This window comes from Kribbella rubisoli (assembly GCF_004217145.1).
Taxonomy (GTDB): Bacteria; Actinomycetota; Actinomycetes; order Propionibacteriales; family Kribbellaceae; genus Kribbella; species Kribbella rubisoli.
This window is the reverse complement of record NZ_SHKR01000018.1, coordinates 1-25,568: the sequence shown is the minus strand read 5'-3', so window position 1 is coordinate 25,568 and position 25,568 is coordinate 1. Positions and strand designations below refer to the sequence as shown.

25 protein-coding genes are annotated in these 25,568 nt (G+C 68.8%); 14 read left to right on the top strand and 11 right to left on the bottom strand.

What is annotated here, in order from left to right; genetic code table 11:
* The first annotated feature begins 57 nt into the window (after window positions 1-57).
* The gene (locus tag EV645_RS38180; RefSeq protein WP_130449567.1) at window positions 58-2,085 is read left to right on the top strand and encodes a primosomal protein N'; all 2,028 of its coding nucleotides are present in this window, start codon (window positions 58-60) and stop codon (window positions 2,083-2,085) included.
* A gap of 44 nt (window positions 2,086-2,129) precedes the next feature.
* Window positions 2,130-2,636: a nucleotidyltransferase domain-containing protein gene (locus EV645_RS38175; RefSeq protein WP_130449565.1), complete on the top strand. Its 507-nt coding sequence runs from the start codon at window positions 2,130-2,132 to the stop codon at window positions 2,634-2,636.
* On the opposite strand, the gene EV645_RS38170 is transcribed toward EV645_RS38175, so the two are convergent.
* Window positions 2,637-3,626 (bottom strand): ArsR/SmtB family transcription factor, encoded by a 990-nt coding sequence (locus EV645_RS38170; protein WP_130449563.1) that lies wholly within the window; start codon window positions 3,624-3,626, stop codon window positions 2,637-2,639. It lies immediately after the preceding gene.
* A gap of 65 nt (window positions 3,627-3,691) precedes the next feature.
* Here EV645_RS38170 and EV645_RS38165 point away from each other — a divergent pair, with 65 nt between their 5' ends.
* A complete protein-coding gene (locus EV645_RS38165) occupies window positions 3,692-4,903 on the top strand; it encodes an MDR family MFS transporter (protein ID WP_130449561.1) in 1,212 nt (403 codons plus the stop codon).
* On the opposite strand, the gene EV645_RS38160 is transcribed toward EV645_RS38165, so the two are convergent.
* A complete protein-coding gene (locus EV645_RS38160) occupies window positions 4,836-6,149 on the bottom strand; it encodes an MFS transporter (protein WP_130449559.1) in 1,314 nt (437 codons plus the stop codon). The two genes, EV645_RS38165 and EV645_RS38160, sit on opposite strands and share 68 nt — an antisense overlap.
* A gap of 96 nt (window positions 6,150-6,245) precedes the next feature.
* Between EV645_RS38160 and EV645_RS38155 the strand changes: the two genes are divergently transcribed.
* The 3 genes from EV645_RS38155 to EV645_RS38145 are packed head-to-tail and all read left to right on the top strand — an operon-like array spanning window position 6,246 to window position 8,387.
* Window positions 6,246-7,220, top strand: coding sequence for an Lrp/AsnC family transcriptional regulator (locus EV645_RS38155; RefSeq protein WP_130449557.1), 975 nt, complete (start codon window positions 6,246-6,248; stop codon window positions 7,218-7,220).
* A complete protein-coding gene (locus tag EV645_RS38150) occupies window positions 7,217-7,825 on the top strand; it encodes an HAD family hydrolase (protein ID WP_130449555.1) in 609 nt (202 codons plus the stop codon). Before EV645_RS38155 ends, EV645_RS38150 begins: the two co-directional genes overlap by 4 nt.
* A 19-nt stretch (window positions 7,826-7,844) precedes the next feature.
* Complete coding sequence (locus tag EV645_RS38145; RefSeq protein WP_130449553.1) at window positions 7,845-8,387, top strand: DUF1707 SHOCT-like domain-containing protein; 543 nt, start codon at window positions 7,845-7,847, stop codon at window positions 8,385-8,387.
* Window positions 8,388-8,393: 6 nt separating this feature from the next.
* On the opposite strand, the gene EV645_RS38140 is transcribed toward EV645_RS38145, so the two are convergent.
* Entirely contained in the window at window positions 8,394-9,527 is a 1,134-nt protein-coding gene (locus EV645_RS38140; RefSeq protein WP_242000950.1) for a hypothetical protein, read from the bottom strand.
* Window positions 9,527-10,726 carry a C39 family peptidase gene (locus tag EV645_RS38135; RefSeq protein ID WP_422386669.1) on the bottom strand — a complete coding sequence of 400 codons (1,200 nt, stop codon included), beginning with the start codon at window positions 10,724-10,726 and terminating at the stop codon, window positions 9,527-9,529. The genes EV645_RS38140 and EV645_RS38135 overlap by 1 nt, the downstream gene beginning before the upstream one ends.
* A gap of 317 nt (window positions 10,727-11,043) precedes the next feature.
* Here EV645_RS38135 and def point away from each other — a divergent pair, with 317 nt between their 5' ends.
* Genes def through EV645_RS38115 form a run of 4 tightly spaced genes read left to right on the top strand, consistent with a single transcriptional unit; the run spans window position 11,044 to window position 14,965 of the window.
* Complete coding sequence (gene def / locus EV645_RS38130) at window positions 11,044-11,592, top strand: peptide deformylase (RefSeq protein ID WP_130449549.1); 549 nt, start codon at window positions 11,044-11,046, stop codon at window positions 11,590-11,592.
* Window positions 11,589-12,521, top strand: a complete 933-nt coding sequence (gene fmt / locus EV645_RS38125) for a methionyl-tRNA formyltransferase (RefSeq protein ID WP_130449547.1) — start codon at window positions 11,589-11,591, stop codon at window positions 12,519-12,521. The genes def and fmt overlap by 4 nt, the downstream gene beginning before the upstream one ends.
* Entirely contained in the window at window positions 12,518-13,924 is a 1,407-nt protein-coding gene (locus EV645_RS38120) for an RsmB/NOP family class I SAM-dependent RNA methyltransferase (RefSeq protein ID WP_130449545.1), read from the top strand. Before fmt ends, EV645_RS38120 begins: the two co-directional genes overlap by 4 nt.
* A gap of 48 nt (window positions 13,925-13,972) precedes the next feature.
* On the top strand, window positions 13,973-14,965 hold the full coding sequence (locus EV645_RS38115) for a DMT family transporter (RefSeq protein WP_130449543.1): 993 nt from the start codon (window positions 13,973-13,975) through the stop codon (window positions 14,963-14,965).
* 28 nt (window positions 14,966-14,993) lie between these two features.
* Here the strand turns inward: EV645_RS38115 and EV645_RS38110 are convergent, their stop codons facing one another.
* Window positions 14,994-15,950 carry a DMT family transporter gene (locus tag EV645_RS38110; RefSeq protein ID WP_198682139.1) on the bottom strand — a complete coding sequence of 319 codons (957 nt, stop codon included), beginning with the start codon at window positions 15,948-15,950 and terminating at the stop codon, window positions 14,994-14,996.
* A 121-nt stretch (window positions 15,951-16,071) separates the two neighbouring features.
* Here EV645_RS38110 and EV645_RS38105 point away from each other — a divergent pair, with 121 nt between their 5' ends.
* Genes EV645_RS38105 through EV645_RS38090 form a run of 4 tightly spaced genes read left to right on the top strand, consistent with a single transcriptional unit; the run spans window position 16,072 to window position 21,425 of the window.
* Window positions 16,072-17,277 (top strand): cysteine desulfurase-like protein, encoded by a 1,206-nt coding sequence (locus EV645_RS38105; protein ID WP_130449539.1) that lies wholly within the window; start codon window positions 16,072-16,074, stop codon window positions 17,275-17,277.
* A gap of 37 nt (window positions 17,278-17,314) precedes the next feature.
* Entirely contained in the window at window positions 17,315-18,886 is a 1,572-nt protein-coding gene (locus EV645_RS38100; RefSeq protein WP_130449537.1) for an alpha-amylase family protein, read from the top strand.
* Window positions 18,887-18,898: 12 nt separating this feature from the next.
* Window positions 18,899-20,149 (top strand): ROK family transcriptional regulator, encoded by a 1,251-nt coding sequence (locus tag EV645_RS38095; protein WP_130449535.1) that lies wholly within the window; start codon window positions 18,899-18,901, stop codon window positions 20,147-20,149.
* A 7-nt stretch (window positions 20,150-20,156) separates the two neighbouring features.
* Window positions 20,157-21,425 (top strand): glycoside hydrolase family 125 protein, encoded by a 1,269-nt coding sequence (locus tag EV645_RS38090; protein WP_130449533.1) that lies wholly within the window; start codon window positions 20,157-20,159, stop codon window positions 21,423-21,425.
* Here the strand turns inward: EV645_RS38090 and EV645_RS38085 are convergent.
* The 6 genes from EV645_RS38085 to EV645_RS38065 all read right to left on the bottom strand — a co-directional run bounded on the left by EV645_RS38085 (window position 21,418) and on the right by EV645_RS38065 (window position 25,476).
* Window positions 21,418-22,263, bottom strand: coding sequence for an ABC transporter permease (locus EV645_RS38085; protein ID WP_130449531.1), 846 nt, complete (start codon window positions 22,261-22,263; stop codon window positions 21,418-21,420). The genes EV645_RS38090 and EV645_RS38085 overlap by 8 nt on opposite strands.
* A complete protein-coding gene (locus EV645_RS38080; protein WP_130449529.1) occupies window positions 22,253-23,149 on the bottom strand; it encodes an ABC transporter ATP-binding protein in 897 nt (298 codons plus the stop codon). The genes EV645_RS38085 and EV645_RS38080 overlap by 11 nt, the downstream gene beginning before the upstream one ends.
* Before the next feature lie 228 nt (window positions 23,150-23,377).
* Entirely contained in the window at window positions 23,378-23,503 is a 126-nt protein-coding gene (locus EV645_RS43020; RefSeq protein ID WP_242000920.1) for a class I SAM-dependent methyltransferase, read from the bottom strand.
* 42 nt (window positions 23,504-23,545) lie between these two features.
* Window positions 23,546-23,971, bottom strand: coding sequence for a hypothetical protein (locus tag EV645_RS38075; RefSeq protein WP_130449527.1), 426 nt, complete (start codon window positions 23,969-23,971; stop codon window positions 23,546-23,548).
* Window positions 23,972-24,004: 33 nt separating this feature from the next.
* Window positions 24,005-24,670 carry a response regulator gene (locus tag EV645_RS38070; protein ID WP_130449525.1) on the bottom strand — a complete coding sequence of 222 codons (666 nt, stop codon included), beginning with the start codon at window positions 24,668-24,670 and terminating at the stop codon, window positions 24,005-24,007.
* Window positions 24,671-24,816: 146 nt separating this feature from the next.
* Window positions 24,817-25,476 carry a response regulator gene (locus tag EV645_RS38065; protein ID WP_130449523.1) on the bottom strand — a complete coding sequence of 220 codons (660 nt, stop codon included), beginning with the start codon at window positions 25,474-25,476 and terminating at the stop codon, window positions 24,817-24,819.
* Window positions 25,477-25,568 lie beyond the last annotated feature (92 nt).

Genomic DNA, 25,568 nt, shown 5'->3' with positions numbered 1-25,568 from the left:
CCACAGCCGGGTCGCGGCGTTCCGCGCGCTGTCGCCCGGGCCGACTAGAGTTTCCCGGTGACATCGGACTCGCCGGAGCAACTGACGCTGCTGCGGGACGCCGTGCGCAAATCCCGGACCAAAGAGCCGGCCGAGATCACCGAGACGTTGCCGGTGGCACGGATCGCGGTCGATGTCTCCCTCCCGCATCTGGACCGGCCGTTCGACTATCTCGTCCCGGACGACATGGCCGAGGCGGCTCAGCCGGGCGCCCGGGTGAAGGTTCGTTTTGCCGGCAAGGACCTCGACGGGTTCGTGCTGGAGCGGCTCGCCGAGTCGGATCACGACGGCAAGCTGATGAGGATGCGTAAGGTCGTCTCGCCCGAGCGGGTGCTGACACCGGAGATGGCCGACCTGTGTCGTGCGGTCGCCGATCGGTACGCCGGGGTGCTCGCGGATGTGACGCGGCTGGCGGTCCCGCCGCGGCACGCGAAGGTCGAAGCCGAGCCGCTGCGCTGCGATCAGCCACCGCGTCCGCCGGTCTCCACGTCGCGGTCCGAGTGGTCGCCGTACCCGCCGGGATTCCTCGATGCGATCGCGCGAGGGGAGCCGCCGCGGGCTGTGTGGACCGCCGTGCCGGGGGCCGACTGGGCGCTCGCGTTCGCGCAGGCTGCGGCTGTCTGTGCCGCATCTGGTCGTGGTGCCCTGCTGCTTGCCCCCGACGCGCGCGACCTCGAGCGACTGGCGGCCGCCTGCGAAGCCGTCCTCGGCCCGACCGGCTTCGTCACGCTCTCGGCCGACCTCGGCCCGACAGCCCGCTATCGCGCCTTCCTCGCCGCAGTCCGCGGATGCGCTCGGGTGGTGATCGGCACGCGGGCGGCCGCGTTCGCGCCGGTGGCGGAGCTCGGGTTGGTGGCGATGTGGGACGACGGCGACGAGTCGTACGCCGAGCCGCGCGCGCCGTACCCGCATGCGCGTGAAGTCCTGCTGCTGCGGGCGTTCCGGCAGAACTGCGCTGCTCTGCTCGGCGGGTTCGCGCGCTCCGCGGAGGCGGCGGCGTTGATCGAGTCCGGGTTCGCGCATGAGCTGATCGCGGACCGGAAGGTGATCCGCGCGGCGGCGCCGTCGGTGCATATCGCGGGGGAGTCGGATCACGAGCTGGCCCGTGATCCGAGCGCGCGGGCGGCGCGATTGCCGCACCGCGTGTTCGAGATCGCGCGTGACGGGTTGCGGTCGGGGCCGGTGCTGGTGCAGGTGCCGCGGGCCGGGTATCTGCCGAGCCTCGTGTGCCAGACGTGCCGGGCGCCGTCGCGATGTTCGACGTGCGGCGGGACGTTGCGTCGTACGGGCGGATCCGGGCCGGCGAGCTGCAGCGTCTGCGGGCGACCCGCGGTCGACCACCGGTGCCCGGAGTGCGGCGACACCCGGATGCGCGCGGCGATCATCGGCGCTCGTCGTACGGCGGAGGAGCTGGGGCGGGCGTTTCCCGGCGTCGTGGTGCGTACGTCGGGCGGCGACAACATGCTCGACGTCGTGTCCGATGCCCCGGCCCTGATCGTCAGCACGCCCGGGGCCGAGCCGGTCGCCGAGGGCGGGTACGCCGCAGCCGTCCTGCTCGACACCTGGCTGATGCTCGCCCGCCAGGACCTACGAGCTCCCGAAGAAGCCGTACGCCGATGGTTCAACGCGGCCGCCCTGGTCCGATCGGCCCGCGACGGCGGCACCGTCATCCTCGTCGGCGACCCGTCCGCCCTTCCACTCCAGGCAATCGTCCGCTGGAGCCCCGAGGGCTACGCCACCCGCGAGATCGAAGAACGGCGTACCGCCCGCCTCGCCCCCGCGGCCAAACTAGCCGAACTGACCGGCCCCTCCGAGGCCGTCAACGACCTCATCACCCGCCTCCGCGACCTGGTCCCACCATCCGCCGGCCTGGAGGTCCTCGGCCCCGTAGACCTCGACGAAGAAACCGTCCGAGCCGTAGTCCGCACCCCCCGCCAACACGGCCCCACCCTCGTCCGATCCCTCAAGGAATCCCAATCAGCCCGCACCACCAAGAAAAACCCCGGCACAGTCCGAATCCAGGTAGACCCACCCAGCTTCGGTTGACCTAAGGGGTGGACCGGCAGTGTTCGGTCGCGGACCCTGCTGGAATGGATGGCGAATCTCGCGACCAACTGGCGGCGATCTCCGCGCTCAGCCAGGCCTTGGACAACGCCGGGGTCGATCACTGGCTGTTCGGAGGATGGGCGGTCGATTTCTGGGTGGGAGAGTGGACCCGGCGGCACGACGACGTGGACGTGGCGGCCTGGCGACGGGACTTCGCCAGGGTCAAGGCAGCACTCGAGGCGGCCGGATGGCGTCATACGCCGATGCCTGATGACGTGATCGGGACGCGGTACGTGTTCGGTTCGGTGCTGGTCGAGTTCACCTTCGTGGAGAGCGGCCACGCGGGCGAGGTCGTCGTACCGCTGCCTGATCAGCCGGTCGTCTGGTCGACGGAGCCGCTCGGTGATGTCCGCCGCGAATTCGGGGCGGTGTCGGCGCGGGTGATCCCCCTCGACGTACTGCGGGCCGGCAAGGCTGTCGCGCGTGAGGATGCGTCGGACGCCGCGAAGGATCGTGCGGACGCGGCGGTACTCGAGCGGGTCGAGGAGTAGCTAAGCCGTCGTCGCGAGCTGGGTTGATGCGGCGAGGAGTTGGTGGCCGAGGGAGGTTCGGTGGTAGAGGACGGTGCGGCCGTCGCGGTGGGAGGTGACTACGCCGGCGTTGCGGAGGATGCTCAGGTGGACGCTGAGGGTGGGGGCGGAGACACCTAGCTGGTGGGCCAGGTGGGTGGTGGACATTGGGAGGTCCAGGTGGCTGACTATTGCGGCGCGGGTGCGGCCGACGAGGTCTGCCAGGGGTGAGTCCGTGGTGTCCTGGCGGTCCTCCCACAAGCGGCCGAGGCCGCGTGGTGGGTAGGTGATCGTCGGCACGTGCGGCGCGCCAGTGACCGCGAGGCCGGCGGGCCAGGTGAACACGCACGGCACGAGGAGCAGGCCTTGCCCGGCCATCGGCTCGCCGTCGCAGGTGTACGGGCGGTCGATCTCGACGCGATCGCCGCGGTAGCTGATCGACGGGTGCAGGTTGCGGAACAGCCGCTCGATCCCGCCGCTCGCCAGTTCGTCCAGCCGGAACGCGAGGTCCTCCTGCAGCAGCGACCGCATCCGCCGCCACTCCGGCTCGATCGCCCGGCGCCAGTACGTCTCCAGCGCCGACGTGATCACCTCCAGCGCCTTCGCCGGATGCGCGATCAGCTCCGGCAGCAGCGGGTGCGGAGTGTCGTGGTGAAGCTTCCCGAGCTCGTCCGCCACGATCTCGTGCGGGGTAGCGGCGATCGCGGCCAGACCGGACTCGAAGCTCGTCGACCGCCGCGGCGGCGCGGGCGTCATGAAATCAGGGATATAGCCGTACGGCGGAATGAGGGCCCTGAGCAACGTCAGGTCGTCGCCCGCGATTGTCGGCCGGACCTTCTGCAGCCACGGACCGTGCACGCTCTGCGCGGTGTTGTTGCTCAGCGCCCGCACACTCGTCATCGCCTCCCACACCGGCGACAGCGCGAACCGGATCCGCCCGACGTCCCCGGCGTTCAGCCTGATCGTGATCACCCGGCCAAGATTAGTCCTCACCCTAATCATCGACAACAGCCGACGGGGACCCGAGAGTTGATCCCATGAGTGCAGTCGCCATCGGCAACGCCGCCCCGACCGCCCTGCCGCGGGCGTTCTGGGCGCTGTGGGTGTGCCAGCTGGTCAACCGGCTCGGCAGCTTCGTGCAACCCTTCCTCGTCCTCTACCTGACCCACGACCGCCACCTCTCGGCCGGTACGGCGGGAGCTGTCGCCGCAGCTGTCGGCGCCGGCTCCGTGTGTGCGCAGCTCGTCGGCGGCTGGCTGGCCGACCGGGTCGGACGCCGCGTGACCATGCTGATCTGCTTCTTCGGTACCGGCGCCGCGCTGATCCTGCTCGGATCCGCCCGTTCGATGGCGCTGGTCTGGGTGACCGCCTTTCTGGTCGGCCTGCTCAGCGACCTGTTCCGCCCGGCCGTCCAGGCGACGGTCGCGGACCTGCTGCAGCCGACCGAGCGGGTCCGCGCGTACGGCCTGCTGTTCTGGGCCATCAACCTCGGCTTCTCCGTCTCGACCGTCAGCGCGGGCGTCCTCGCGTCGTTCGGCTACGGCCTGCTGTTCTGGGTGAACGCCGCCACGTCGGTGATCGCCGGCCTGGTCATCTGGATGATGGTGCCGGAGAGCCGTCCGGCCCCCGAGGAGGATTCGGTACGCCGGGCGCTGCTGCCGGTCGTCGTACGCGACACCGTGTTCCTGCTGATGATCCTGATCCAGATCGGCTACGCGACCATCTACATGCAGGGCTACTCGACCCTGCCGCTGGCGATGTCGGACGACGGCCTCTCATCCCGGACGTACGGTCTGGTGATCGCGCTCAACGGTGTCGTGATCGTGCTCGTCCAGCCGTTCCTCGGCAAGTGGTACGCCAGGCTCGACCGGCCGAAACTGCTCGCGGCCTCGATGCTGGTGGTCGGACTCGGCTTCGGCGTCGGTGCCGTCGTACACAGCTGGTGGGGATACGCGGTGTCGGTCGTGGTGTGGACGATCGGCGAGATCGGGTTCGCCGCGGTGATCGGCGCGGTGTTCGCCGACCTCGCGCCGATCGATCTGCGCGGCCGCTACATGGGTCTGTCCGGGATGGCGTTCGGCGTCGGCACGGTGATCGGTCCGCTGGCCGGTACGAACGCCCTCGAGCATCTCGGCCCGACAGCCACCTGGCTCGGCTGCGCCGTACTCGGTGTGGTGATCTTCATCGGCCAATACTCGCTGGCGCCGGCGCTCCACGCCCGCGCCGCAGCAAACGCGGCGACCGCATGAGGTGAGCGGTCGCGACCGTCACGACGACGACCGCGACCGCAACCCACGCCGTGCGGTCGAGCGAGGCTGGATGGTGCAGGAAGATCGTGCCGAACGCCGCAACGCCGAGCGTCCCGCCGAATTGCTGTACTGCGTTGAGCAGCCCTGCAGCGGACCCGGTCTCGTGCGGCTCGACCCGATGCAACGCCTCGGTGAAGAACGCAGTCGTGAACAGCCCGACCCCGAAGCCCACAACGGCCAACGCGGGCAGGAGTGCGTACGGCGCGGCCGCGAGGCCGACGAGCAGTACGCCGAGACCGGCGTACATCAGCCGGGATCCGAAGCGGGCGACCAGCCACTGACCTGCGACGAGTGACGCGATTCCAGTCGCGGCCGACCACGGGAGCAGCGCGAGGCTGGCGCGCATGACGCCGTGGTGCAGCGTGAGTTGCTCATGCAGTACGACGACCAACGTCAACCCGCTCATCACCGCGAAGAACAGCGTGGAGGTCGCAAGCGCCGGAGCGAACCCGCGATGCGCGAACAGACTCGTCTCGATCAAGTTGCCGCGCAGCAGACACAGACCGAGCAGAACCACCCCGCCGATCAACAGGAACCAGCTGCGGGACTGCAGGATCGGGTAGACGATCAGCGCGGTACCGCCGGCCAGCAGCACCGTCCCCAGGACGTCGATCTTCGGACGGTGAGGCGCCGCCGACTCCGGCAGCAGGTGCGAAAGGGCGAGCACGGCCAGCCCCAACGGCACGTTGACGAGGAAGACCCCGCGCCACGTGCTGACCTCAGTGATGAACCCGCCGAGGAGCGGGCCGGAGATCGCAGCGAGCCCCATCACCGGACCGATCGTGCCGAGCGCCTTCGCCAGTGCACCACTGGTGAATCCGGCCTTGATCAGCCCGATGGTCTGCGGAATCACCAAGGCCGCCGCCGCGCCCTGGATGGCCCGGGACGCGATCAGCAGACCGGGTGACATCGCCAGCGCGCACGCCGTCGAGGTGAGCACGAAGGCGGCAACGCCGATGCGGAACACCCGCCGCCGGCCGTACCGATCGCCGAGCCGGCCACCGGTGATGAGCAGCGCCGCGAACGGCAGCGTGTACGCCGCGCTGAACCACTGGATATCCGAGGTCCGTCCACCGAGGTCACCGTGGATCACCGGCGCAGCGACCTGCACGATCGTCGCGTCCAACAGGTTCATGGCCTCGGCCACGAGCAGGGCGATCAGGCCGATCCATCTCTTGTTCGTCATGCCACCACGATCGGATCCAACTATCTAACCTTCCACAAATCCGACAGAAGTCGCAGAAATCTTCCATCCACGCGCACGATGGGCGATGATCTTCACATGCTGGACACGATCGACCGGGCCCTGATCCACGCGCTGCAGCTCGACGGGCGCGCGCCGTACAGCCGGATCGGTGAAGTCCTCGGCGTCTCGACGCAGACGGTCGCACGCCGCTTCAACCGGCTGCGGGCCGAGGCCGGCCTGCGGGTGATCGGTCTGCCGGATCCGCAGACGGCCGGTCGGGCGCTGTGGCTGGTTCGCCTTACCGCGACTCCGCAGGTCGCACAGGATCTCGCCGCGGCACTCGCTCGCCGCCCCGACACGAGCTGGATCAAGTTCGCCGCGGGCGGGACCGAGATCGTGTCGATCGTGAACAGCACCCCGACCGACGGCAGCGCGCTCCTCCTCAACGACCTCCCGCGGACCACCGGCATCACGTCGGTGTCGGCGCAGTACCTGCTGCACATGTACGTCGGTGGTCCGACCGCCTGGCGTGGCCGCGCCAAGAGTCTGACGTCGGCACAGGAGGCAGCCTTCATCACGACGCCGACCGATCGAGGACCCGTCAAGCCGCTGGGCGATGGTGACGCGAAGTTGCTGACCGCGCTCGGCGAGGACGGTCGCGCCACGCACGCGGATCTCGCCGTACGCACGGGCTGGTCCACGGCGACGGTCGCGCGCCGGCTGGACGAGCTGCAGCGGACCGGCGCGATCTACTTCGATGTCGACGTCGATCCGACCGCGCTCGGCTTCACGACCAGCGCGATGTTGTGGTTGTCCGTTCCGCCCGCGCACCTCGACGCGGTCGGGCGGGCGTTGGCCGAGCACGACGAGCTCGGCTTCGTCGCGGCGACCACCGGCCGGACGAACCTCGTCACCCAAGCACTCTGCGCGAGCCCCGACGCCCTGCACACCTACCTGACCGAACGCATCGGCGCCATCGAGCACATCACCGCGATCGAGACCGTCCCGGTGCTCCGGACGGTGAAAGCGGCCGCCCCGTTCTCCCCGAGTCTCGTAGGGTTGCGCACATGACGATCGATGCGGTGGTGTTCGACATCGGTGGGGTGCTGCTGGACTGGAGCCCCAACTACCTCTACGCCGACCTGATTCCCGACGAGGAGCAGCGGTCGCACTTCCTGACCAACGTGGCCACGCCGGCCTGGAACCACAAGCAGGACGAGGGTCGCACGTGGGCCGAGGCGGTTGCGGAGCTGACGAGTCTGCATCCGGAGCACGCCGAGTGGATCGAGGCGTACGACACCGGCTGGCTGAAGATGGTCAAGGGCGTGTTCGAGGACACTGCCGCAGTGCTCACCGAGATCAAGGCGCTCGGTCTGCCGACGTACGCACTGACGAACTTCTCCGGTGAGAAGTGGGGGATCGCGAAGGACGCGTTCCCGATCCTCCAGCAGTTCGACGGCGAGGTCGTCTCGGGCGTCGAGCAGACCGTGAAGCCCGACGAGAAGATCTACCGGATCCTCATCGACCGCTTCGGTCTGGACCCAGCGCGCACCTTCTACACCGACGACATGGCGTACAACGTCGACGGTGCCCGCGCGGTCGGTCTCGACGCCGAGGTCTTCACCGGTGCGGCCGACCTCCGGACGCAACTCCGGGCTCGCGGTCTGGTCGTGTAGCGGGTACTACAGTGGTTTGGTGACGTTCGTACCTGGAGACCGCTCGCCCGCCATCGGGGACGTGGATCGCGACACTGCGGTGCGACGCGTGCAAGAGGCCTATACGGACGGGATCCTCACCCACGAGGAGATGGACGCCCGGCTGCACCAGGTGCTCAGCGCCAGGACCCGGCAGGACATCCAGCGAGCCCTGGCCTCGCTGCCGGCACCCGACCCGGGCCGTTCCGCGACCATCGGCGCGGCGTCCGGACGGATCAGCCGCGCCGGCGTCTGGCGGGTGCCGCGGACGCTGAAGGTGCATTCCGCGTTCGGGCGGGTCCGGCTCGATCTGACCCGGGCGATCTTCGAGCACCAAGAGGTCGACATCGAGCTGAAGCTCGGTACTGGCGGCGCGAAGATCCGGGTGCCGCGCAACGCGGTCGTCGAGCTCGAGGGTCTGCACACCGCCTGGAAGGACTCGCAGTACAAACCGCCGCGCGGGTCCACCGGCACCGGCCCGCGGATCCGGATCACCGGCGCGGTCGGGTTCGGCAAGGTGCGGATCCGGCACGCGCGCTGGTAGCCGCTGTCAGACTGCCGCCGAGATCGTTTCGGTGTACGTCGGCGTGCTCGCGAGGTAGGCCGCTTCGACGTACACGGTGTTGTCCTGACAGGTCATCGGCGTGAGCGCGACGCCGGGTTTGGCGGCGTACATGCGTTGCGGGGTGGCGAGACCGGGCCGCCAGCGGTTGATCTGGTAGGTCTCCTCGCCGGTCGCGCTGACCGTGCGGACCTCCCAGAGGATCCAGTTGCCGCAGGCAAGGATCGTGTCGGTGACGACGGTGCCGAGCGCGCGGGCGGGGGAGTCGCCGGACTCGCGGACGTACGCCTTGCTCTGGTACTGGTTTGGGTCCGCGGCGGCAACCTCGGACCAGACCGTTGCGCCGCCGATGGTCGCGCCGCTCCACTGGATGCAGTTGGTTGCTGCAGGCACCGGCTTCGCCGGGCCGTTGGTCAGGGGAGCGGAGAGGATGCGTTTGCAGCGGCGTGCGGTCTCCGGGGCGATGATCTCGCTGAACGTGACGGTGTCGGCGGAGACGACCGGATCGGCGACGTACCCGGGGGCGTCTACGCAGGTGACGGCCCGCGATTTCAGGGTGGAGAGGTCGGCGACGATCAGGCAGGAGCGGTTCTTCGCGTCGGTGGAGCTGTAGGCGAATGTGCCGTTGTAAGCGCCGATCTCGGGCTCGGAGACAGGTGGGATTCCGGCAGGTGTCGCGGCCTTGCCGGTCGTGAGGTCGTAGCGGACGACCTTGATCTGCGGGTCCGGACCGTCGGAGCGGATGTCCTCGATCAGGGCCCAGTGGTCGTCGATGACAACGGGGGACTGGGCAACGAAACCGGTCGCGGGGACGTGGCGGACGACGGCCTTCTTGCTGGTGCGGTCGGTGATCGTCGTCGTACCGGCCTCGTCGCTTCCGCGCGTGACGACGTACTTGTGCTGCTGGGTGACGAGGTGCTGGCCGTCGACCGGTTGCCGCAGGACATTCGCCCACATCGGGATCGCCGTACCGCTGTCCGTCGGCCTTGTGGGAGTGGCCGACGGCTTCGGCGTTGGTGTGGGTATGGGCGTCGGGGTTGGCGCGGTGCTCGGGGTGGTTGACGAGCATCCGGCCAGCAGCAGGACGAGAAGGGTGCCTGCGGCAACCGTACGACGACGCATCACAGCCCGATGTTCTGGAAGGAGTTGGCCAGGGTGGCGTTGAACAGCGCGCTCGCCGGGATGTTCCGCGGGCCGTCGGTGACGTTGCCGCGGCTGTTGAACCGGCGCTCGTTGAACACCTCGAAGATCGCGATCGTGCCGTTCGCCTTGTCGTAGCCGCGGCCGACCTGATAGTGCCCGCTGTGGTTGAAGGCGAGGTACGGGAAGTAGCGCTTCAACAGCTGCACGTGCTCGATCACCGGAGCCTTGTACACGCCGAGGTGCTTCTGGTGGACGGTGAAGAACGTCTGCGCGTTCCAGTCCGAGACGTTCTGCACGACGTACGTGCCCGCGGACTTCGGCCAGGCGGTCTTCACGTTGGTCTGCTGCACCATCGCCGAGATCGCCGTACCGCCAGTGGTCGAGCCGAGGTCCTTCGCCCAGGACGCCTGGGTGTCCTTCTGGTTGTCGTCGGCCCAGTCGATCGACTGGAACGTCGCCGGCCCACACCAGTACCCCTTCTCCTGCGAGGTCTGGAAACCCTTCATGATGTACGCCGAAGCCGGCGTCTTCACCGGAGCAGCCGGCGTCTGCGGCGGCACAGGCTTGGACGGCCCAACCGTCGGAGCGGTCCGAGTAGGAACCACCGTCGGCGTCACGGTCGGAGTGGTAGTTGCCGTCGGCGTCGCAGTCGCCGCAGGTGTCGGCTCTTCAGTCGTCGCTTGTGGGTTCACCGGAAGTGTTTGACTGGCGACCAGCTCGCGGAGTTCGCGGGCCTTCTCTCGGCCGTTCCAGGCTGCTTGCATCTCGTCCAGCTCTGCGGTGACCCGAGTGCTCTTCGGCATCGCGGCGCGCTGGGCGACGAAATCGGCCGGGGTGAGGTCACCGGTCGGGATGTCCTGCTCGACTCCGGCCTCGTCCGCCGCGCGGAGGGTCGGCGGGCTCACGAGCGACTGCAGTTGTGCACCCGTCGGGAGCTTGTCGACGAAGCCGAGGCCGAGGCAGTAGTTCTCGGTGTCGAGCTTGAAGCACCTGAGCATGGACTCGGCCTGCTCGGTCTTGTCTGCCGACCGCACCTGCAGATCACCCGGCGACGTCTCCGTCACCTGCTTGACCACCTCGCTCCACGACCGCGCCGCAGGCTCGTCCACCGGCTGACTCGCAGTCGCCGTGGCCGTTGGCGTCGTAGTCGGCTCGACAGTGGGCAAAGAGGTGGGCATAGAGGTGGGGGTAGCGGTGGGTGTGGGGGAAGCGGTGGTGCTGGGCGGCCCGGAGTACTCGGGCTCGCGTGGTTGGTAGGCCTGGGCAGTGAGGGGTGCCTGCGCAAGCAGTGCACCCAGGAGGATCAGAGTTGCCCCCCGTGCTGCAGTGAGCATTGGGTCTCCCGAGCGGCGTGTGACGGCAGTGACTGAGGGTACGCCTGAGACCACAGTACGTGCTTGTGGCAACAAACGGGAGGGGCCTCCTGTCCTGAATCCCCGCGACGAGCCAACTAGACTTGCGCAGTCCTGCCTCGTGGAACCCGTGTGGAGAGTCTGTGTCGGTCCAACCCATCCGCCTGTTCGGCGACCCCGTGCTGATCACCAAGGCCGAGCCAGTCGTCGACTTCGACGCCGAGCTGCGCCGCCTGGTCGCGGACCTCACCGACACCATGCAGGAGGCGCCCGGATCCGGCCTGGCCGCGCCGCAGATCGGCGTCGGGCTGCGCGTGTTCACGTACCACGTCGAGGGTGAGCTCGGGCACCTGATCAACCCCGAACTGTCGCTCTCGACCGCCGAGCAGTTCGGCCCCGAGGGCTGCCTGTCGATCCCCGGCCTGACCTTCGACTGCCGCCGCGCCCAGTCCGTGATCGCCAAGGGCTTCAACATGTACGGCGACCCGGTGGTGATCGAGGGCTCGGAGCTGCTGGCCCGCTGCATCCAGCACGAGACCGACCACCTGGACGGAATCCTGTTCGTCGACCGCCTCGACCGCGAGACCCGCAAGCTGGCGATGAAGGCGATCCGCGAATCCGACTGGTCCGGCCTGAGCGGCCCGCCCCAGCTCAAGGTCTCACCCCACCCCACGAACGGATTCGGTCTGTGAGAGTCGTCTTTGCCGGTACGCCGGAACCAGCCGTTACCGCACTCGAGGCGATCGTTGCCAGCCGCCACGAACTCGTCGGCGTCGTCACCCGCCCGGATGCGCCGGCCGGCCGCGGGCGGAAGCTCGTCGCCTCGCCGGTCGCGCAGTACGCCGCGGAGCTCGGCGGGATCGAGATCCTGAAGCCGGTGAAGCCGAGCGACCCGGACTTCCTGGCCCGGATGCGGGAGATCGCGCCGGACTGCTGCCCGGTCGTCGCGTACGGCGGCCTGTTGCCGCAGGCCGCGCTCGACATCCCGGAGCACGGCTGGATCAACCTGCACTTCTCGGTGCTGCCCGCATGGCGTGGGGCCGCGCCGGTGCAGCACTCGATCATCGCCGGCGACGACGTCACCGGCGCGAGCACGTTCCGGATCGTGAAGGCGCTCGACGCGGGGCCGGTGTACGGCGTACTGACCGAGCCGATCGGCCCTTCGGACACCTCGGGTGATCTGCTGCACCGGCTGGCTGTGTCGGGGTCGAAGCTCCTGGTCGACACGCTGGACGGTATCGAGGCCGGCGTACTCGAGGCTCGGGAGCAGCCGGCCGACGGCGTGACGCTCGCGCCGAAGCTCACGGTCGAGGACGCCGAGCTGGATCTGAACGCGCCTGCGCAGCGGGTGGATCGGCTGGTGCGCGGGTGCAACCCGGCGCCGGGGGCGTGGACGACGTTCCGGGGCGAGCGGCTGAAGGTGCTCGCCGTCCGGCTGACCGACGACGAACTGAAGCCCGGCGACCTGCAGGCGACGAAGTCGAGCGTGAAGGTCGGCACCGGTAGCCGCGCGGTCGAGCTGGTGACGGTCCAGCCGCAGGGCAAGAAGCCGATGGCCGCCGCGGACTGGGCGCGCGGTATTCGCCTCACTGATGACGATCGGCTGGGTCCGTCCGCGTGAGTGATCGTTCGCCCCGCAATCGTGCGCCGCAGGTCCAGCCGGATCGGGTACGGCGGGTCGCGTTCCAGGTCATCCGGCAGGTGACGGCCGAGGGCGCGTACGCCAACCTCGCCCTCAACAAGGCGCTCCGCGATGCACGCCTGTCCGGTCGCGACGCCGCGTTCTGCACCGAGCTTGTCCATGGAACGCTGCGCTGGCAGGGCACGTACGACGCATGCCTCGCGCGCAGCGTCTCCCGTCCGCTGGCGGACCTCGACCCCGAGCTCCTCGACCTGCTCCGCCTCGGCACGCACCAACTCCTCAACATGCGCGTCGACTCGTACGCCGCGGTCAACGAGATGGTCACGCTGACCCGCTCCGAACTCGGCCAGAAACGCACCGGCATCGTCAACGCCGTACTGCGGAAGATCAGCCAACGCACGCTTGATCAGTGGATCGACACAGTCGCCCCGTCACCGAACGAGGATCGTCTCGGCTTCCTGGCGATCGCCGAAGCGCACCCGCGCTGGGTCGTGGAAGCCTTCGACCGCGCCCTAACATCCGGACCGGGCGCCGCCCCGCCAGGCGATGAAGCGGTCGAGCTGGAGCGGTTGCTTGTCGCTGACAACGATCCTCCTCGCGTGACGCTTGCCGTTCGGCCAGGGCTGGCGGAGGTTGACGAACTGGTTGCGGCTGGGGCGAGTCCGGCGCGATGGTCGCCGTACGGGGCCGTGCTGGAGGGTGGCGGTGATCCGGGGCGGATCGATGCGGTTGCCAGTGGCAGGGCCGGCGTGCAGGACGAAGGGTCGCAGCTGGTCGCGATCGCGTTGGCGTCGGCGAAGGTTGACGGCGACGACACCAACTGGCTCGACCTGTGCGCGGGACCGGGTGGGAAGTCGGCCTTGCTCGCGTCGCTCATGCACGATGGCCAACTGACCGCGGTTGAACCGCTCAAGCACCGGGCCGAACTGGTCCGCTCCAACCTGCGTGCGATCCCCGGCGACCACAAGGTTCTTGTGGGCGACGGGACCAAGCCGACCTGGCCGGCCGGCTCCTTCGACCGTGTGCTGGCCGACGTCCCCTGCAGCGGGCTCGGCGCGCTCAGGCGTCGCCCCGAAGCCCGCTGGCGCCGTACGCCGGAAGACGTCGTCGAACTGCGTCCGCTCCAGGAGGCGCTGCTCGACTCGGCGATCACCTCGGTCCGATCGGGCGGCGTGGTCGCGTATGTGACCTGCTCGCCGCATCCCGACGAGACCCGCGCGGTGGTCGACGCCGTCCTTGCTCGCCGCGACGACGCCTCCCTCGAGGATGCACGGGCGCTGTTCCCCGGCGTACCGGATCTGGGCGACGGACCGGATGTCCAGCTCTGGCCGCATCTGCAAGGGACCGACGCGATGTACCTGGCGCTGATCCGACGGTCATGATGCGGACCTGCTGTCAGCAGCTATTGGCCGGACGGTCATGATGGTCAGGTGACAGCAACCGCCACGCCTCCCGCCGTCTCGACCCGGCAGCACCACCTTGTCGGCCTCGTCTCGGCCTTCGGCATCGGCATGCTCGTCGCGGTGCAGTCGCGGCTCAACGGCGAGCTCGGCGGGATCCTCGGCGACGGGATCCCGGCGGCACTGATCTCGTTCGGCACCGGCCTGCTGATCCTGCTGGTCGCGACCGCAGTGGTGCCGCCGGTGCGTCGCGGACTCGGCAACGTCTGGCGCACGATCAGCACGCCGATGCGCGGGTACGGCGGTCTGCGCTGGTGGCAATGCCTCGGTGGACTGGCGGGCGCGTTCCTCGTCGCGACGCAGTCGATCACCGTTTCCATCATCGGCGTCGCGGTCTTCCTGGTGGCCGGTGTGGCAGGGCAGGCGATCAGCAGCCTGGTCGTCGACCGTCTCGGCTTCGGACCGGCGGGACCGCAGCCGCTCACCACGATCCGGATCGTCGGCGCGATGATCGCTCTGGTCGCGGTCGGTCTGGCGGTATCGGAGCAGCTGAGTCACCCCGACGGCCTGTTGCTCGCAGTACTGCCCGCGCTCGGCGGCGTCGGCACCGCCGTACAGCAGGCCATCAACGGGCGGGTCGCGCGGACCGCCTCCACCGACGCGTACGGCGCCGTCGCGGCCGGTGTGGTCAACTTCCTGGTCGGCTTCACTGCTCTCCTGGTCGTCTTCCTGGTCGACCTCGCCCTTCGCGGCGCACCGCGACACCTCCCGAGCGAACCCTGGCTGTACTTCGGCGGCGCGTGCGGCGTGATCTTCATCAGCGCCGCGGCCGCCGTGGTCCGGGTGGTCGGCGTTTTCGTCCTCGGCCTCGGCACGATCGCCGGCCAGCTCATCGCGAGCCTGTTCATCGACATCTTCGTCCCGGTCGCGGACAAGCCGATCACAACCCCGGTCGTGGCCGGCACCCTCCTCGCCCTGGTGGCCGTGGCGGTCGCCGCCATCCCCAACTTCCGCCGCCGCTAGCCCGGCGGTACCTCAGGGCGGCAGATCGTCAACCGGCGGCGGCCTCAGCTGGAACGAGCCGCTTGCGGCGCACCGTGAGGACGCCTTGGGAGACGGCTACGCCGAGCAGGACGACGAGGCCGCCGACCGGCTGGTACCAGGTGATGTGCTCGTGCAGGACGATCACGCCGACCAGGATCGAGAAGACCGGCATCAGGTACGTGACCATCGACGAGCGGCTCGCGCCGATCAGCCGGATGTTACGCATGTTGAGCACGAAGGCGAGTCCGCTGCCGAGCGCACCCAGCGCGATCACACTCAGCACCACCTCGATCGACAACGACCACGGCGCGGGCGGCGCCTGCCGGGTCACGATCGGCGCAACGATCGCCAGCTGAACAGTTGCGCACAGCAACAAGGCGGCCGACAGCGCGGTGCCGGACAACGTCGTCCCGGCCAGGAACTTCTTCTGGTAAGGGATCGCGAGTCCGTAGAACACCGCCGCGAGCATGCACAGCCCCTGCCCGACCAGATCGGCGCCGCTGTCCACCCGCCATGCGCCGAGAACGACGAGCATGCCGGTGAACCCGATCAGCAGCCCGACACCGCGCTGCACCGAGAACACCTCGGTCCGGAAGATCAGTACCGCGATCGGCAGCACGATCAACGGGGTGATCCCGTTCCAGATCCCGGCCAGCAAGGACGGGATGCGCTCCTCGCCGTACCCGAACAGCGTCCACGGGATCGCCGAGCCGATCGCACCGGCGACGAACGAGTGCGCCCACAGCCGCGGATCGCGCGGCAGCGACTCGCGCTTCACGGCCAGGATCGCGAGCAGTACGACGGACCCCGCGATCACCCGCCCGAGCGCCAGGTAGAGCGGCGGCAGCTCCCGCACGCCGACCGAGATGAACAAGAAGCTGCAGCCCCAGATCGCGGCCAGGGCCAGCATCACGGGGAGCCAGGCCCGCACCGGAGCCTTGTCAGGAGTCGTAACGGTACTCACTCCTGACATCCTGCACTACGGCACCGACATTCCGGAGACTTTTATCCGTATTCGGGCAGCTGGCGGTCAGTAATGGACAGCACATAGCGGCGAGTGTCAGGGGCGAGAGAGGATGACGCTCATGAGTGCCTTCGAGGTGGTGGCGGTCCGGAAGCAGTTCCCCGCGCTCGACGAGGGAGCGGCGCACTTCGACGGCCCGGGCGGCTCGCAGACGCCGCAGGCAGTCGCCGACGCGGTGGCGAGAACGATGGTCTCGGCGCTCGCGAACCGCGGCCGGCTGACGGCAGCGGAGCGCCGCGCCGACGAGATCGTCGTCGGCGCCCGGGAGGCGATGGCCGACCTGCTCGGGACGACCGCGCAGGGCATCGTCTTCGGCCGCAGCATGACCCAGCTGACGTACGACTTCTCGCGCACGCTCGCCAAGAACTGGTCCGAGGGCGACGAGGTGATCGTCACCCGTCTCGACCACGACGCGAACGTCCGCCCCTGGGTGCAGGCCGCCGAGGCCGCCGGCGCAACGATCAAGTGGCTCGGGTTCGACCCCGAGACCTCCGAGCTCGACGACGTCGCCCCACTCCTCACCGACCGCACCCGCCTGGTCGCGGTCACCGGCGCCTCGAACCTCCTGGGCACGCGGCCCGATACGCAGCGGATGGCCGACCAGGTCCACGCGGCCGGTGCGCTCATCTACGTCGACGGCGTACACCTCACCGCACACGTGCCGATCGACGCCGCGTACGCCGACTTCTACGCGTGCTCGCCGTACAAGTTCTTCGGGCCCCACCTCGGCACGCTGACCGCATCGCCCGAGCTCTTGGAGACGTTGAGGCCGGACAAGCTCATGCCGTCGTCGAACGTCGTACCGGAGCGCTTCGAGTTCGGCACGCTGCCGTACGAACTGCTGGCCGGCACGACCGCGGCCGTCGACTTCCTGGCCGGCCTCGGCGGGACCGGCGCCACCCGTCGCGAGCGGCTCGTCAGCTCACTCGGGCTGGTCGAGGAGCACGAGGACAACCTCCGGGACGACCTAGAGTCGCGCCTCGCCGCGATCCCCGGCATCACGCTCTACGGCCACGCGGTCAACCGGACGCCGACGCTGCTTTTCAACCTCGAGGGGCACAGCCCGGCAGCCGTCGCCGAGCATCTCGCGAAGGCGGGCGTCAACGCTCCGGCCGGCTCGTTCTACGCGTACGAACCCGCTCGTATCCTCGGCCTCGGTCCGGCCGGGGCGGTCCGCGCGGGCCTCGCGCCGTACACGGACCAGTCGGACGTCGACCGTCTCGTCGCCGCGGTAGCCGCCTTGACCGGCGCGAGAGGGACTAACTAAAGTCTGTGGGGAAAGTAAGCCGCCCCGAGGGAGCCAGGTGAGAGAACCGACTGCTGTTTTCGTCCAGGCGGATCTCTCGGACGGGTTGGCCACCGCGGTCAGATCGGGCTCGACCTGGTCCGCGGCCGGCTCCGAGGTCAGCTGGAACGACGGGACCGTCGAGGTCACCGCGACGACGATCTCCCGCGTTGCGCTCCGTTGGACGTCGAAGCTCCCGGCGGATGCGCTGATCCTCGGTGACGCGTGGGAGCGTTCGTACGGCGACCTGCAGTGGCGTCACGTCCAACCCGAGCGCCTGCTGCCGTGGTACTTCCTCGTGCATGACCCGCAGACCGGCAGTACGACCGGTGCAGGCGTGGACGTGCAGCCGAACGCGTTCTGCTCCTGGACGGTCGACACCGACGGGTTCACGCTCTGGCTTGACCTGCGCAACGGCGGCGGTCCTGCACACTTGAGGGGCCGGACGCTGACTGCGGCGACCGTGCGACTATTCAAAGACGGCGGCACACCTTGGCAGACCCTGAACGCAGCGGTCGCCACCATGAGCACCCGACTACCGGCGCGACCTGAGCCCGCGCCGGTGGTCGGGGCTAACAACTGGTACTACGCGTACGGCGAGAACTTCGACGAGAAGGCTGTCCTCCAGGACGCGACCACGATCGTCGAACTCGCCGACGGCCACCCGGTCAAACCGTTCAGCGTCGTCGACGACGGCTGGTATCCGGGCGGCGTCTGCTCCGGCGGGCCCTGGGACCGCGGTACGCCGGGTGTCTTCGACGACATGGCGGGTACGGCGGCCGCGGTCAAGGCGATCGGCGCGCGCCCGGGCCTGTGGTTCCGCCCGCTGCTGGTCCGCGAGCCCGGATCGTTCGCGTCGACGGGACCGCACGACAAGCCCGGTCGCGCGCTCGATCCGTCGTACCCCGAGGTCCTGGACGGCATCCGGGCCGACCTCGAGCGGTTCCGGTCCTGGGGCTTCGAACTCGTGAAGCACGACTTCAGCACGTACGACGTCTTCGGCGCGTTCGGCCCGGCGATGGGCTCGCGGCTGACCCGCGGCGGCTGGCAGCTCCACGACATCTCGCGGACGACGGCCGAGATCATCCTCGCGTTCTACCGCGAGATCCGGGCCGCGGCTGAGGGCGTCGTACTGATCGGGTGCAACACGGTCGGCCACCTCGCCGCCGGGCTCGTCGACGTACAGCGGACCGGTGACGACACGTCCGGGCGGGACTGGGAGCGGACCCGGAAGATGGGGATCAACACGCTCGCGTTCCGGCTCCCGCAGCACAACCGGTTCTTCACCGTCGACGCGGACTGCGTTCCGTGCACGCCGCAGACGCCCTGGGAGCTCAACGAGCGCTTCCTCGACCTGGTCGCCCGATCCGGTACGGCGCTGTTCTTGTCGATCGATCCAGCAGCCCGGACAGAGCGGTCCGACCGGGCGTTGCGGAACGGTATACATTTGGCGCTCAGTGGTGGTGCGGCGGCCGGGATCGAGCCGACCGATTGGCTGGTCAACACCACACCCAACGCCTGGCGGGCGGGTGACGAGGCCATCCACTACGACTGGTCCCGTCCGTGGGGTGCGGACCCGACCGCCGACTGACGTGGGGGCCTTGTGAGCGTACGGCGGGGTACGAATCTCGATCGGGTCGGCGGCTTCAACGATGCCGTCGTACTCGATGCGATCCGCCGCAGCGAGCAACTGAGCCGCGTCGAGCTCGCCGAAGCCACCGGGCTGTCCGGCCAGGCCATCTCCAACATCGCCCGCCGTCTTCTCGACGCCGGACTCGTGCGGGAGGCCGGCCGGCTGCGCGGCGCGGGCCTGGGCAAGCCGCGGACGTTGCTCGAGCTCGAGCCCACCGGCCAGTACGCCGTCGGCGTGCATCTCGATCCGTCTGTGGTCACCGTCGCACTGCTCGATCTCACCGGCGAGGTGGTCGCGCGGCGGCCCGTCGATCAGGACGCCGACGACCCTGACGTACTCATCGACGGCATCGCGAAGACGATCGAGGAAGTGATCGCCGAGTCCGGTGCTGTGCGCGATCGTGTCACCGGCGTGGGCATCGCGGCGCCCGGTCCGATCGACGTCGAGCGCGGTGTGGTCGTCGATCCGCCGAACCTGTCGGCCTGGCATCTGGTCCCGTTGCGCGACGAGCTGCGGGAGCGGATCGGTCTGCCGATCCTGTTGGACAAGGACGTGACCGCGGCTGCGTCGGCCGAGAAGTGGGCCGGACAGGGCGGCAGCTTCTTGTTCTTCTATCTCGGGACCGGTGTCGGCGCCGGGCTGGTGATCGGTGACGAGATCGTCCGCGGCTCGTCCAGCAATGTCGGCGAGATCGGTCATGTGATCGTCGATCCCGACGGTCCGGTCTGCTACTGCGGGCGGCGCGGGTGTGTGGGTGAGACCAGCCAGCCGCGGTACCTCGTGCAGCAGGCGGTCGAGGCCGACGTACTTGCCCAGGGCATCGATATCGAGGATCGGCCGGCGGTGGATGCGGCGTTCGCTCAGCTGTGCGCGTTGGCTGCAGGCGGTCCTGGTGTTGCTCGGGAGATCATCGTCGCGCTGGCCGGGCGGATCGCGAAGGTCGTTGAGGACATCGCCAATCTGCTTGATCTGGAGCGGGTTGTCTTCGGCGGTCCGCACTGGGAACACCTTGCGCCGGTGCTCGGCGAGGCGGTGCGGGATGCGCTCGACGGCCGGTTCCTGGTGGGCGCAGTCCATCCGTTCGAGGTCGCCGGTACGGCGCTCGGCACCGACGTCGGCGCGATCGGCGCCGCTTGCCTGGTCCTCGATCAGACGTTCTCTCCGAACCCTTCTTTGTCGTTGCAAAGCAGTTCAGATGTCACTGGTGTCACTGAAAGGTGATTTGTTGATGATCGACCCCGAGGTCCTCGCCCGAGCCGTTGCCGCTGTTCAGCAGGCCACCGGCGACGAGGTGATCGCGGAGATGTTCCGGCGCTCGATGGCCGGCAACCTGCCCGCGGTCGCCGAGCAGTTGCCGGACGGGACCACGTTCGTGCTCACCGGCGACATCCCGGCCATGTGGCTGCGCGACTCCGCGGCACAGATGCGCCCGTACCTGCTGCTGTGCAAGGACGATCCGGGTCTGCAGGACACGCTGATCGGCGTACTGCACCGGCAGCTCGAGTACGTCGTACTGGACCCGTATGCGAATGCCTTCAACAAGGAGGCGAACGGCTGGGGTCATGTCACCGACGAGACCGAGATGTCGCCGTGGGTGTGGGAGCGCAAGTACGAGATCGACTCGCTGTGCTTCCCGCTCGAGCTGGCGTACCGGCTGTGGCGGATCACCGGTCGGGCGGATGTGATCGACGAGCGGTTCCGTGCGGCGGCGGAGGCGATCATCGAGTTGTGGACGGTGGAGCAGGATCACGAGGCCAGGTCGCCGTACCGGTTCCAGCGGCTCGACGACCGGCCGTCGGACACGCTGGTGCGCGAGGGACGCGGGCGGCTGACGCGGCCGACCGGAATGTCGTGGAGCGCCTTCCGGCCGAGCGATGATGCGACCGAGCTGGGCTTCAACGTGCCGGGCAACATGTTCGCGTCGGTCGTGCTCGGGTATCTGGAGGAGATTGCGACCGAAGTACTGCGGGACTCCGAGCTGGGCGACCGCGCGAAAGCACTGAAGGCGGACATCGACGAGGGCATCGCGCAGCACGCGGTTGTGGATCATCCCGTGCATGGGCAGGTGTACGCGTACGAGGTGGACGGCCTGGGGGAGTCGTTGCTGATGGACGACGCGAACATGCCCAGCCTGTTGTCGATCCCGCTGACCGGGTATGCCGCGGCGGACGATCCGACGTACCTTGCGACGCGGAAGTTGTTGTTGAGCCCGGAGAACCCGTACTACTACAGCGGGACGCAGGCGGCGGGGATCGGTAGCCCGCATACGCCGCCGCGCTACATCTGGCACATTGCCCTTGCGGTGCAGGGGATCTCCAGCACGTCGCCCGAGGAACGTCAGCGCCTGCTGGAGCTCCTGCGCGACACAACGGGCGGCACCGGCCAGATGCACGAAGGCTTCGACGTCGACGACGCCACCCAGTTCACCCGAGACTGGTTCTCCTGGGCCAACGCCATGTTCTGCGAACTAGCCCTCGTCCACGCCGGCATCAGGTGACGTCGCGGCGGCGGGTGGTCCAGAGGGATAGGGCTGCGAAGACCGCGCAATAGGCGAATAGGGTTAGTAGGGCTCGGCCGCCGCCTACCGCGTCGCGGACTCCGGGTGGGGCGTCGGACGACCCCATGCCGGTGACGGAGAAGACCAGCGAGCCGGCGTTGGTGCCGGGGAGGGTGTTGGTCAGCCATTTCAGGCCTGGTAGGAGACTGCTGACGACCCCGGCCAGGAGCGTCTCGATGCCTAGGATCCAGACGACGCCGAGCCCGATCGGAAGGGCTACGTTGCGGAAGGCAACGGCTAGGACGGCGCCGGCCAGGCACCAGGTCATGAGGACCAGCCAACCGCCGGTCAAGCCTTGCGCGAGGGTGCCGATGCTGGGCCAGGTCATCGAACCGCTCTCGGCGGCGGCGATGCCAACGCTGCACAACGCGCAGGCGATGAAGATGCCGAGCACCCACAACGCGATCATGGTGCCCAGGGCAAGGAACTGTGCGCCGAGGATCGTGCCGCGGCGAGGGCGTTGGGTGAGGATGGTTTTCAGCGTTCCCCAGGTGTACTCGCCGCCGATCACGATCGCGCCAAGGACGAGCGCCAGAGCGCCGGCGAAGATCGGATAGCCGCCGATCGTGTTGTCGATGACGCGTTCGGGGAGCATCCCGCGAAGGACTTCCGCACGTGGTACGCCGCCGGTCGACGGGTTCTCGTCGCCGGTCGTGTAGCTCAGGTACGGCAGCAGATACCCGAAGATCAGGCTGAGCACGAGCCCGGCGCCGAACAGGACCCAGACCGCGGATCGTTTGCGGAGTTTGAGCATCTCCGCCCGGTAGCTACCCAACATCGGCCTTCTCCTCGGTGGTGAGCTCGAAGAAGATGTCCTCGAGCGCTCGTTCGGTCATATGCAGTTCGGAGACGGCGATCCCGGCGCCGACCAGCACGCTGTTCACCTCGGCTGCCCGCGCCGGATCAACAGTCACCCGCAAGGTGTCGTCGTACTGGTGCACGTTGCCGAAGCGGGTCAGGATCGCTTGCGCCCGGTCCTTCGGGTCGGCGCGGACGACCAGTTCCTGTTCGCCGCGCAGTTCCTCGACGTTGTGCTCGGCAACCATTCGGCCGGAGTTGATGATCCCGACCCGGTCGCAGATCTGCTGGACCTCGCCGAGCAGATGGCTGGACAGCACCACGGTGCGGCCGCCGGTGCCGAGTTCGCGGATCAGCCGGCGCATGTCGCGCATACCGACCGGGTCGAGCCCGTTGGTCGGCTCGTCGAGGATCACCAGCTCCGGATCCTTCAACAACGCGGCCGCGACCCCGAGCCGCTGCTTCATCCCCAGGGAGTACGTCGAGAACCGGTCCTGGGCGCGATCGGCCAGGTCGACGAGCTCGAGTACTTCGTCGATCCGCCGCCGCGACACCCCGGCGTACTCGGCCAGCAGCCGCAGATTGTCCAAGCCCGACAGGTACGGGTAGAACGCCGGCGACTCGATCATCGAGCCGGTCCGTCCCAGTACGTCGGCCTGCCCGGGCTTCCCGCCCAGCACGCGTACGTCGCCGCTCGTCGGCGCGATCAGCCCCGTGAGGATCCGGAGCGTGGTGGTCTTACCCGCGCCGTTCGGTCCGAGGAATCCGTAGACCTCGCCCGGCAGCACTGTCAGATCGACACCATCGACCGCAAGGGTGTCGCCGTACCTCTTCGTCAGTCCACTGATCTCAACTAGCGCATCCATACCTAGAGCCTGGCGGTCGGACCTCGTTCACCGCGTCGGGTCAGGGGAGGCACCCGCCGTACCGCATCCGGAGTATCAGGGACCGTCCGCGGAGTACTCAGCTAGCCGGCCGGGTCGCCACGTGGGTGCGGCCAGGCAACAGTCCACTGGGCTGAGCGGGTAGCCGACCGTAGTTCGCGTCTGCGGCACCTGGGGCAGCGACGTGGGCAAGCTCCCAGCCCCCGGCCGTCAGCAGAGCAGTTGGTCGCCCGCACCGGCAAGCTCCCGGGCGAACGGATCGTCGAACAGCCGATCGTCCCGCTCACTCTCACGAGCCCGTACCGCAGCAATCCAGAACGCACTCCCCACCGTCACCCGCCGAACCTACCGGGAGACCGGCCTCCGGGCCTGCCGCCGTCAGGTGCTGGGGTTGGTCGGCAGGCGGTCACGGTTCCCGGCCGCAAGCGCTGCCGCTACCTGATCCACGCCACCTCGCACCAGGTCGCCGTACCCGTCCGCGCCGAGAAGACCTAGATGCTTCCGCGCCAGCCCGAGGTGTTCGTCGGCTCTGGTCGTGTCACCGAGCCGGCGGTAGTCGTCGGCGAGGTTGAGGTGGAGCGACGGCAGCCACGCCTCGTCCTGTACGTCGTCCAGTGCCCGGACATCCCAGGCCAGCTCGTCCGCCGTCTCATCCTGCACGTCCGCGAGGTAATGCGCGATCGCGCAACGGGTCTGTCGATCGTCGGTCGCGTCCCACAACCGGCCCAGCTGTTCACGAGCCGCCTCGCGGTCACCGGCGTGTCCGAGCCCGATGGCGGCGGTGATCTGCTCCAGGTGTTCCATGGCTGCAGCCTCGAGCTTCGAGTAGCTGGAAGGTCAACCGAGCCAGCCGGGACGGACCAGCCCGGTCTGGTACGCGACGACGACCAGTTGCGCGCGGTCACGGACGCCGAGCTTGATCATCGCGCGGCTGACGTGCGTCTTCGCGGTCGCCGGACTGAGCACCAGCCGCTCGGCGATCTCGTCGTTCGACAAGCCTTCGCCGACAAGCGCGACGATCTCCCTCTCGCGTTCCGTGAGTACGTCGAGTTCCTTGCTCGCATGCGGTTGCCGACTGCGGGAGGCGAACTCGGCCACGAGCCGCCGCGTGACGCCGGGGGAGAGGAGCGCGTCGCCGCGAGCGACCACCCGCACCGCCTGCAGCAGCTCGACCGGCTCGGTGTCCTTCACGAGGAACCCGCTCGCCCCGACCCGCAGCGCCTCGAACACGTACTCGTCGAGGTCGAAGGTCGTCAGGATCACCACATGTACGTCGGCCAGCTCGGGGTCCGCGCCGATCTGCCGCGTCGCCTCCAGACCGTCGGTGCCGGGCATCCGGATGTCCATCAGCACCACGTCAGGCTTCTCGGCCCGCGCGACCGCGACCGCCTCAGCGCCGTCCGGGACCTCGCCGACCACCGTGATGTCGTCCTCGGCGTTCAGCAACGACCGGAACCCGGCCCGCACCAACGCCTGATCATCCGCCAGCAACACCCTGATCATGCGCTCACGCTAGAGCATGTCAGGTGCGAGCTCCGACGCTAACGACAGGAGGTAGTCGCCGTCGCGGCCGTCGGTGTGACCTGTCTCCCGCCTGAACACCGCTCTCAGACAGCGGCCGAGCCGACTACCTCCTGTCGTTAGCGTGGTCAGGCGAGCCCGGCGTCATGGGCGAGGAGGGCGATCTGGGTGCGGTTGCCGAGCTCCAGCTTGGTGAGGATGTGGGAGATGTGTGCCTTGACCGTCGCGAGGCTCATGAACAGCTCGGTGCCGATCTGCGCGTTCGCCTTACCCTGCGCGACCGCGAGCATCACGTCGTACTCGCGGGGTGACAGGCGCTGGAGTTTGTCCTGCGCGATCGTGTGGGCGTCGGCCTGCGTGGCGGCGCGGTCCATCAGGCGGCGGGTGATCGCCGGCGACAGGATCGGATCGCCGGCCGCGACCCGTCGTACCGCCTCGACGATCTGAGCCGGCGGGGTGTCCTTGAGCAGGAACCCGCTCGCCCCGGCGCGCAGCGCGTGCAGCACGTTCTCGTCGGTGTCGAAGGTGGTGAGTACGACGACCTCGGGCGGGTTCGTCCGCGCCCGCAGCCGCCGGGTCGCGACGATGCCGTCCACGCGCGGCATCCGCAGGTCCATCAGCACGATGTCGGGGAAATGCGCGTCGACGGCGGCCGGTACTTCGTCACCGTCAGCGGCCTGACCGACCACCGAGATCCCGTTCGTCCCGTCGAGCATCATCTCCAGGCTGGCCCGGACCAACGCGTCGTCGTCCACCACCAGCACACGAATCGTCGGTTGCTCGCTCATGCGTTTCTCCTATGTCAAGCCGCAGTTGGGAGGCTGGTTGTAGGTCGGCTGTGGTGGTCGGTGGTGAGGTGGTTGAAGACGGTGCGTGCGAG

Coding starts and splice junctions, on each gene's coding strand:
- EV645_RS38080 (WP_130449529.1), bottom strand. CDS start 23,149: ATGGATGCGCTAGTTGAGATCAGTGGACTGACGAAGAGGTACGGCGAC.
- EV645_RS38150 (WP_130449555.1), top strand. CDS start 7,217: ATGACGATCGATGCGGTGGTGTTCGACATCGGTGGGGTGCTGCTGGAC.
- EV645_RS38090 (WP_130449533.1), top strand. CDS start 20,157: ATGATCGACCCCGAGGTCCTCGCCCGAGCCGTTGCCGCTGTTCAGCAG.
- EV645_RS38140 (WP_242000950.1), bottom strand. CDS start 9,527: ATGCGTCGTCGTACGGTTGCCGCAGGCACCCTTCTCGTCCTGCTGCTG.
- EV645_RS38160 (WP_130449559.1), bottom strand. CDS start 6,149: ATGACGAACAAGAGATGGATCGGCCTGATCGCCCTGCTCGTGGCCGAG.
- EV645_RS38070 (WP_130449525.1), bottom strand. CDS start 24,670: ATGATCAGGGTGTTGCTGGCGGATGATCAGGCGTTGGTGCGGGCCGGG.
- EV645_RS38175 (WP_130449565.1), top strand. CDS start 2,130: ATGGATGGCGAATCTCGCGACCAACTGGCGGCGATCTCCGCGCTCAGC.
- EV645_RS38105 (WP_130449539.1), top strand. CDS start 16,072: ATGAGTGCCTTCGAGGTGGTGGCGGTCCGGAAGCAGTTCCCCGCGCTC.
- EV645_RS38155 (WP_130449557.1), top strand. CDS start 6,246: ATGCTGGACACGATCGACCGGGCCCTGATCCACGCGCTGCAGCTCGAC.
- EV645_RS38065 (WP_130449523.1), bottom strand. CDS start 25,476: ATGAGCGAGCAACCGACGATTCGTGTGCTGGTGGTGGACGACGACGCG.
- EV645_RS38165 (WP_130449561.1), top strand. CDS start 3,692: ATGAGTGCAGTCGCCATCGGCAACGCCGCCCCGACCGCCCTGCCGCGG.
- EV645_RS38085 (WP_130449531.1), bottom strand. CDS start 22,263: ATGTTGGGTAGCTACCGGGCGGAGATGCTCAAACTCCGCAAACGATCC.
- EV645_RS38075 (WP_130449527.1), bottom strand. CDS start 23,971: ATGGAACACCTGGAGCAGATCACCGCCGCCATCGGGCTCGGACACGCC.
- EV645_RS38135 (WP_422386669.1), bottom strand. CDS start 10,726: ATGCCCACCTCTTTGCCCACTGTCGAGCCGACTACGACGCCAACGGCC.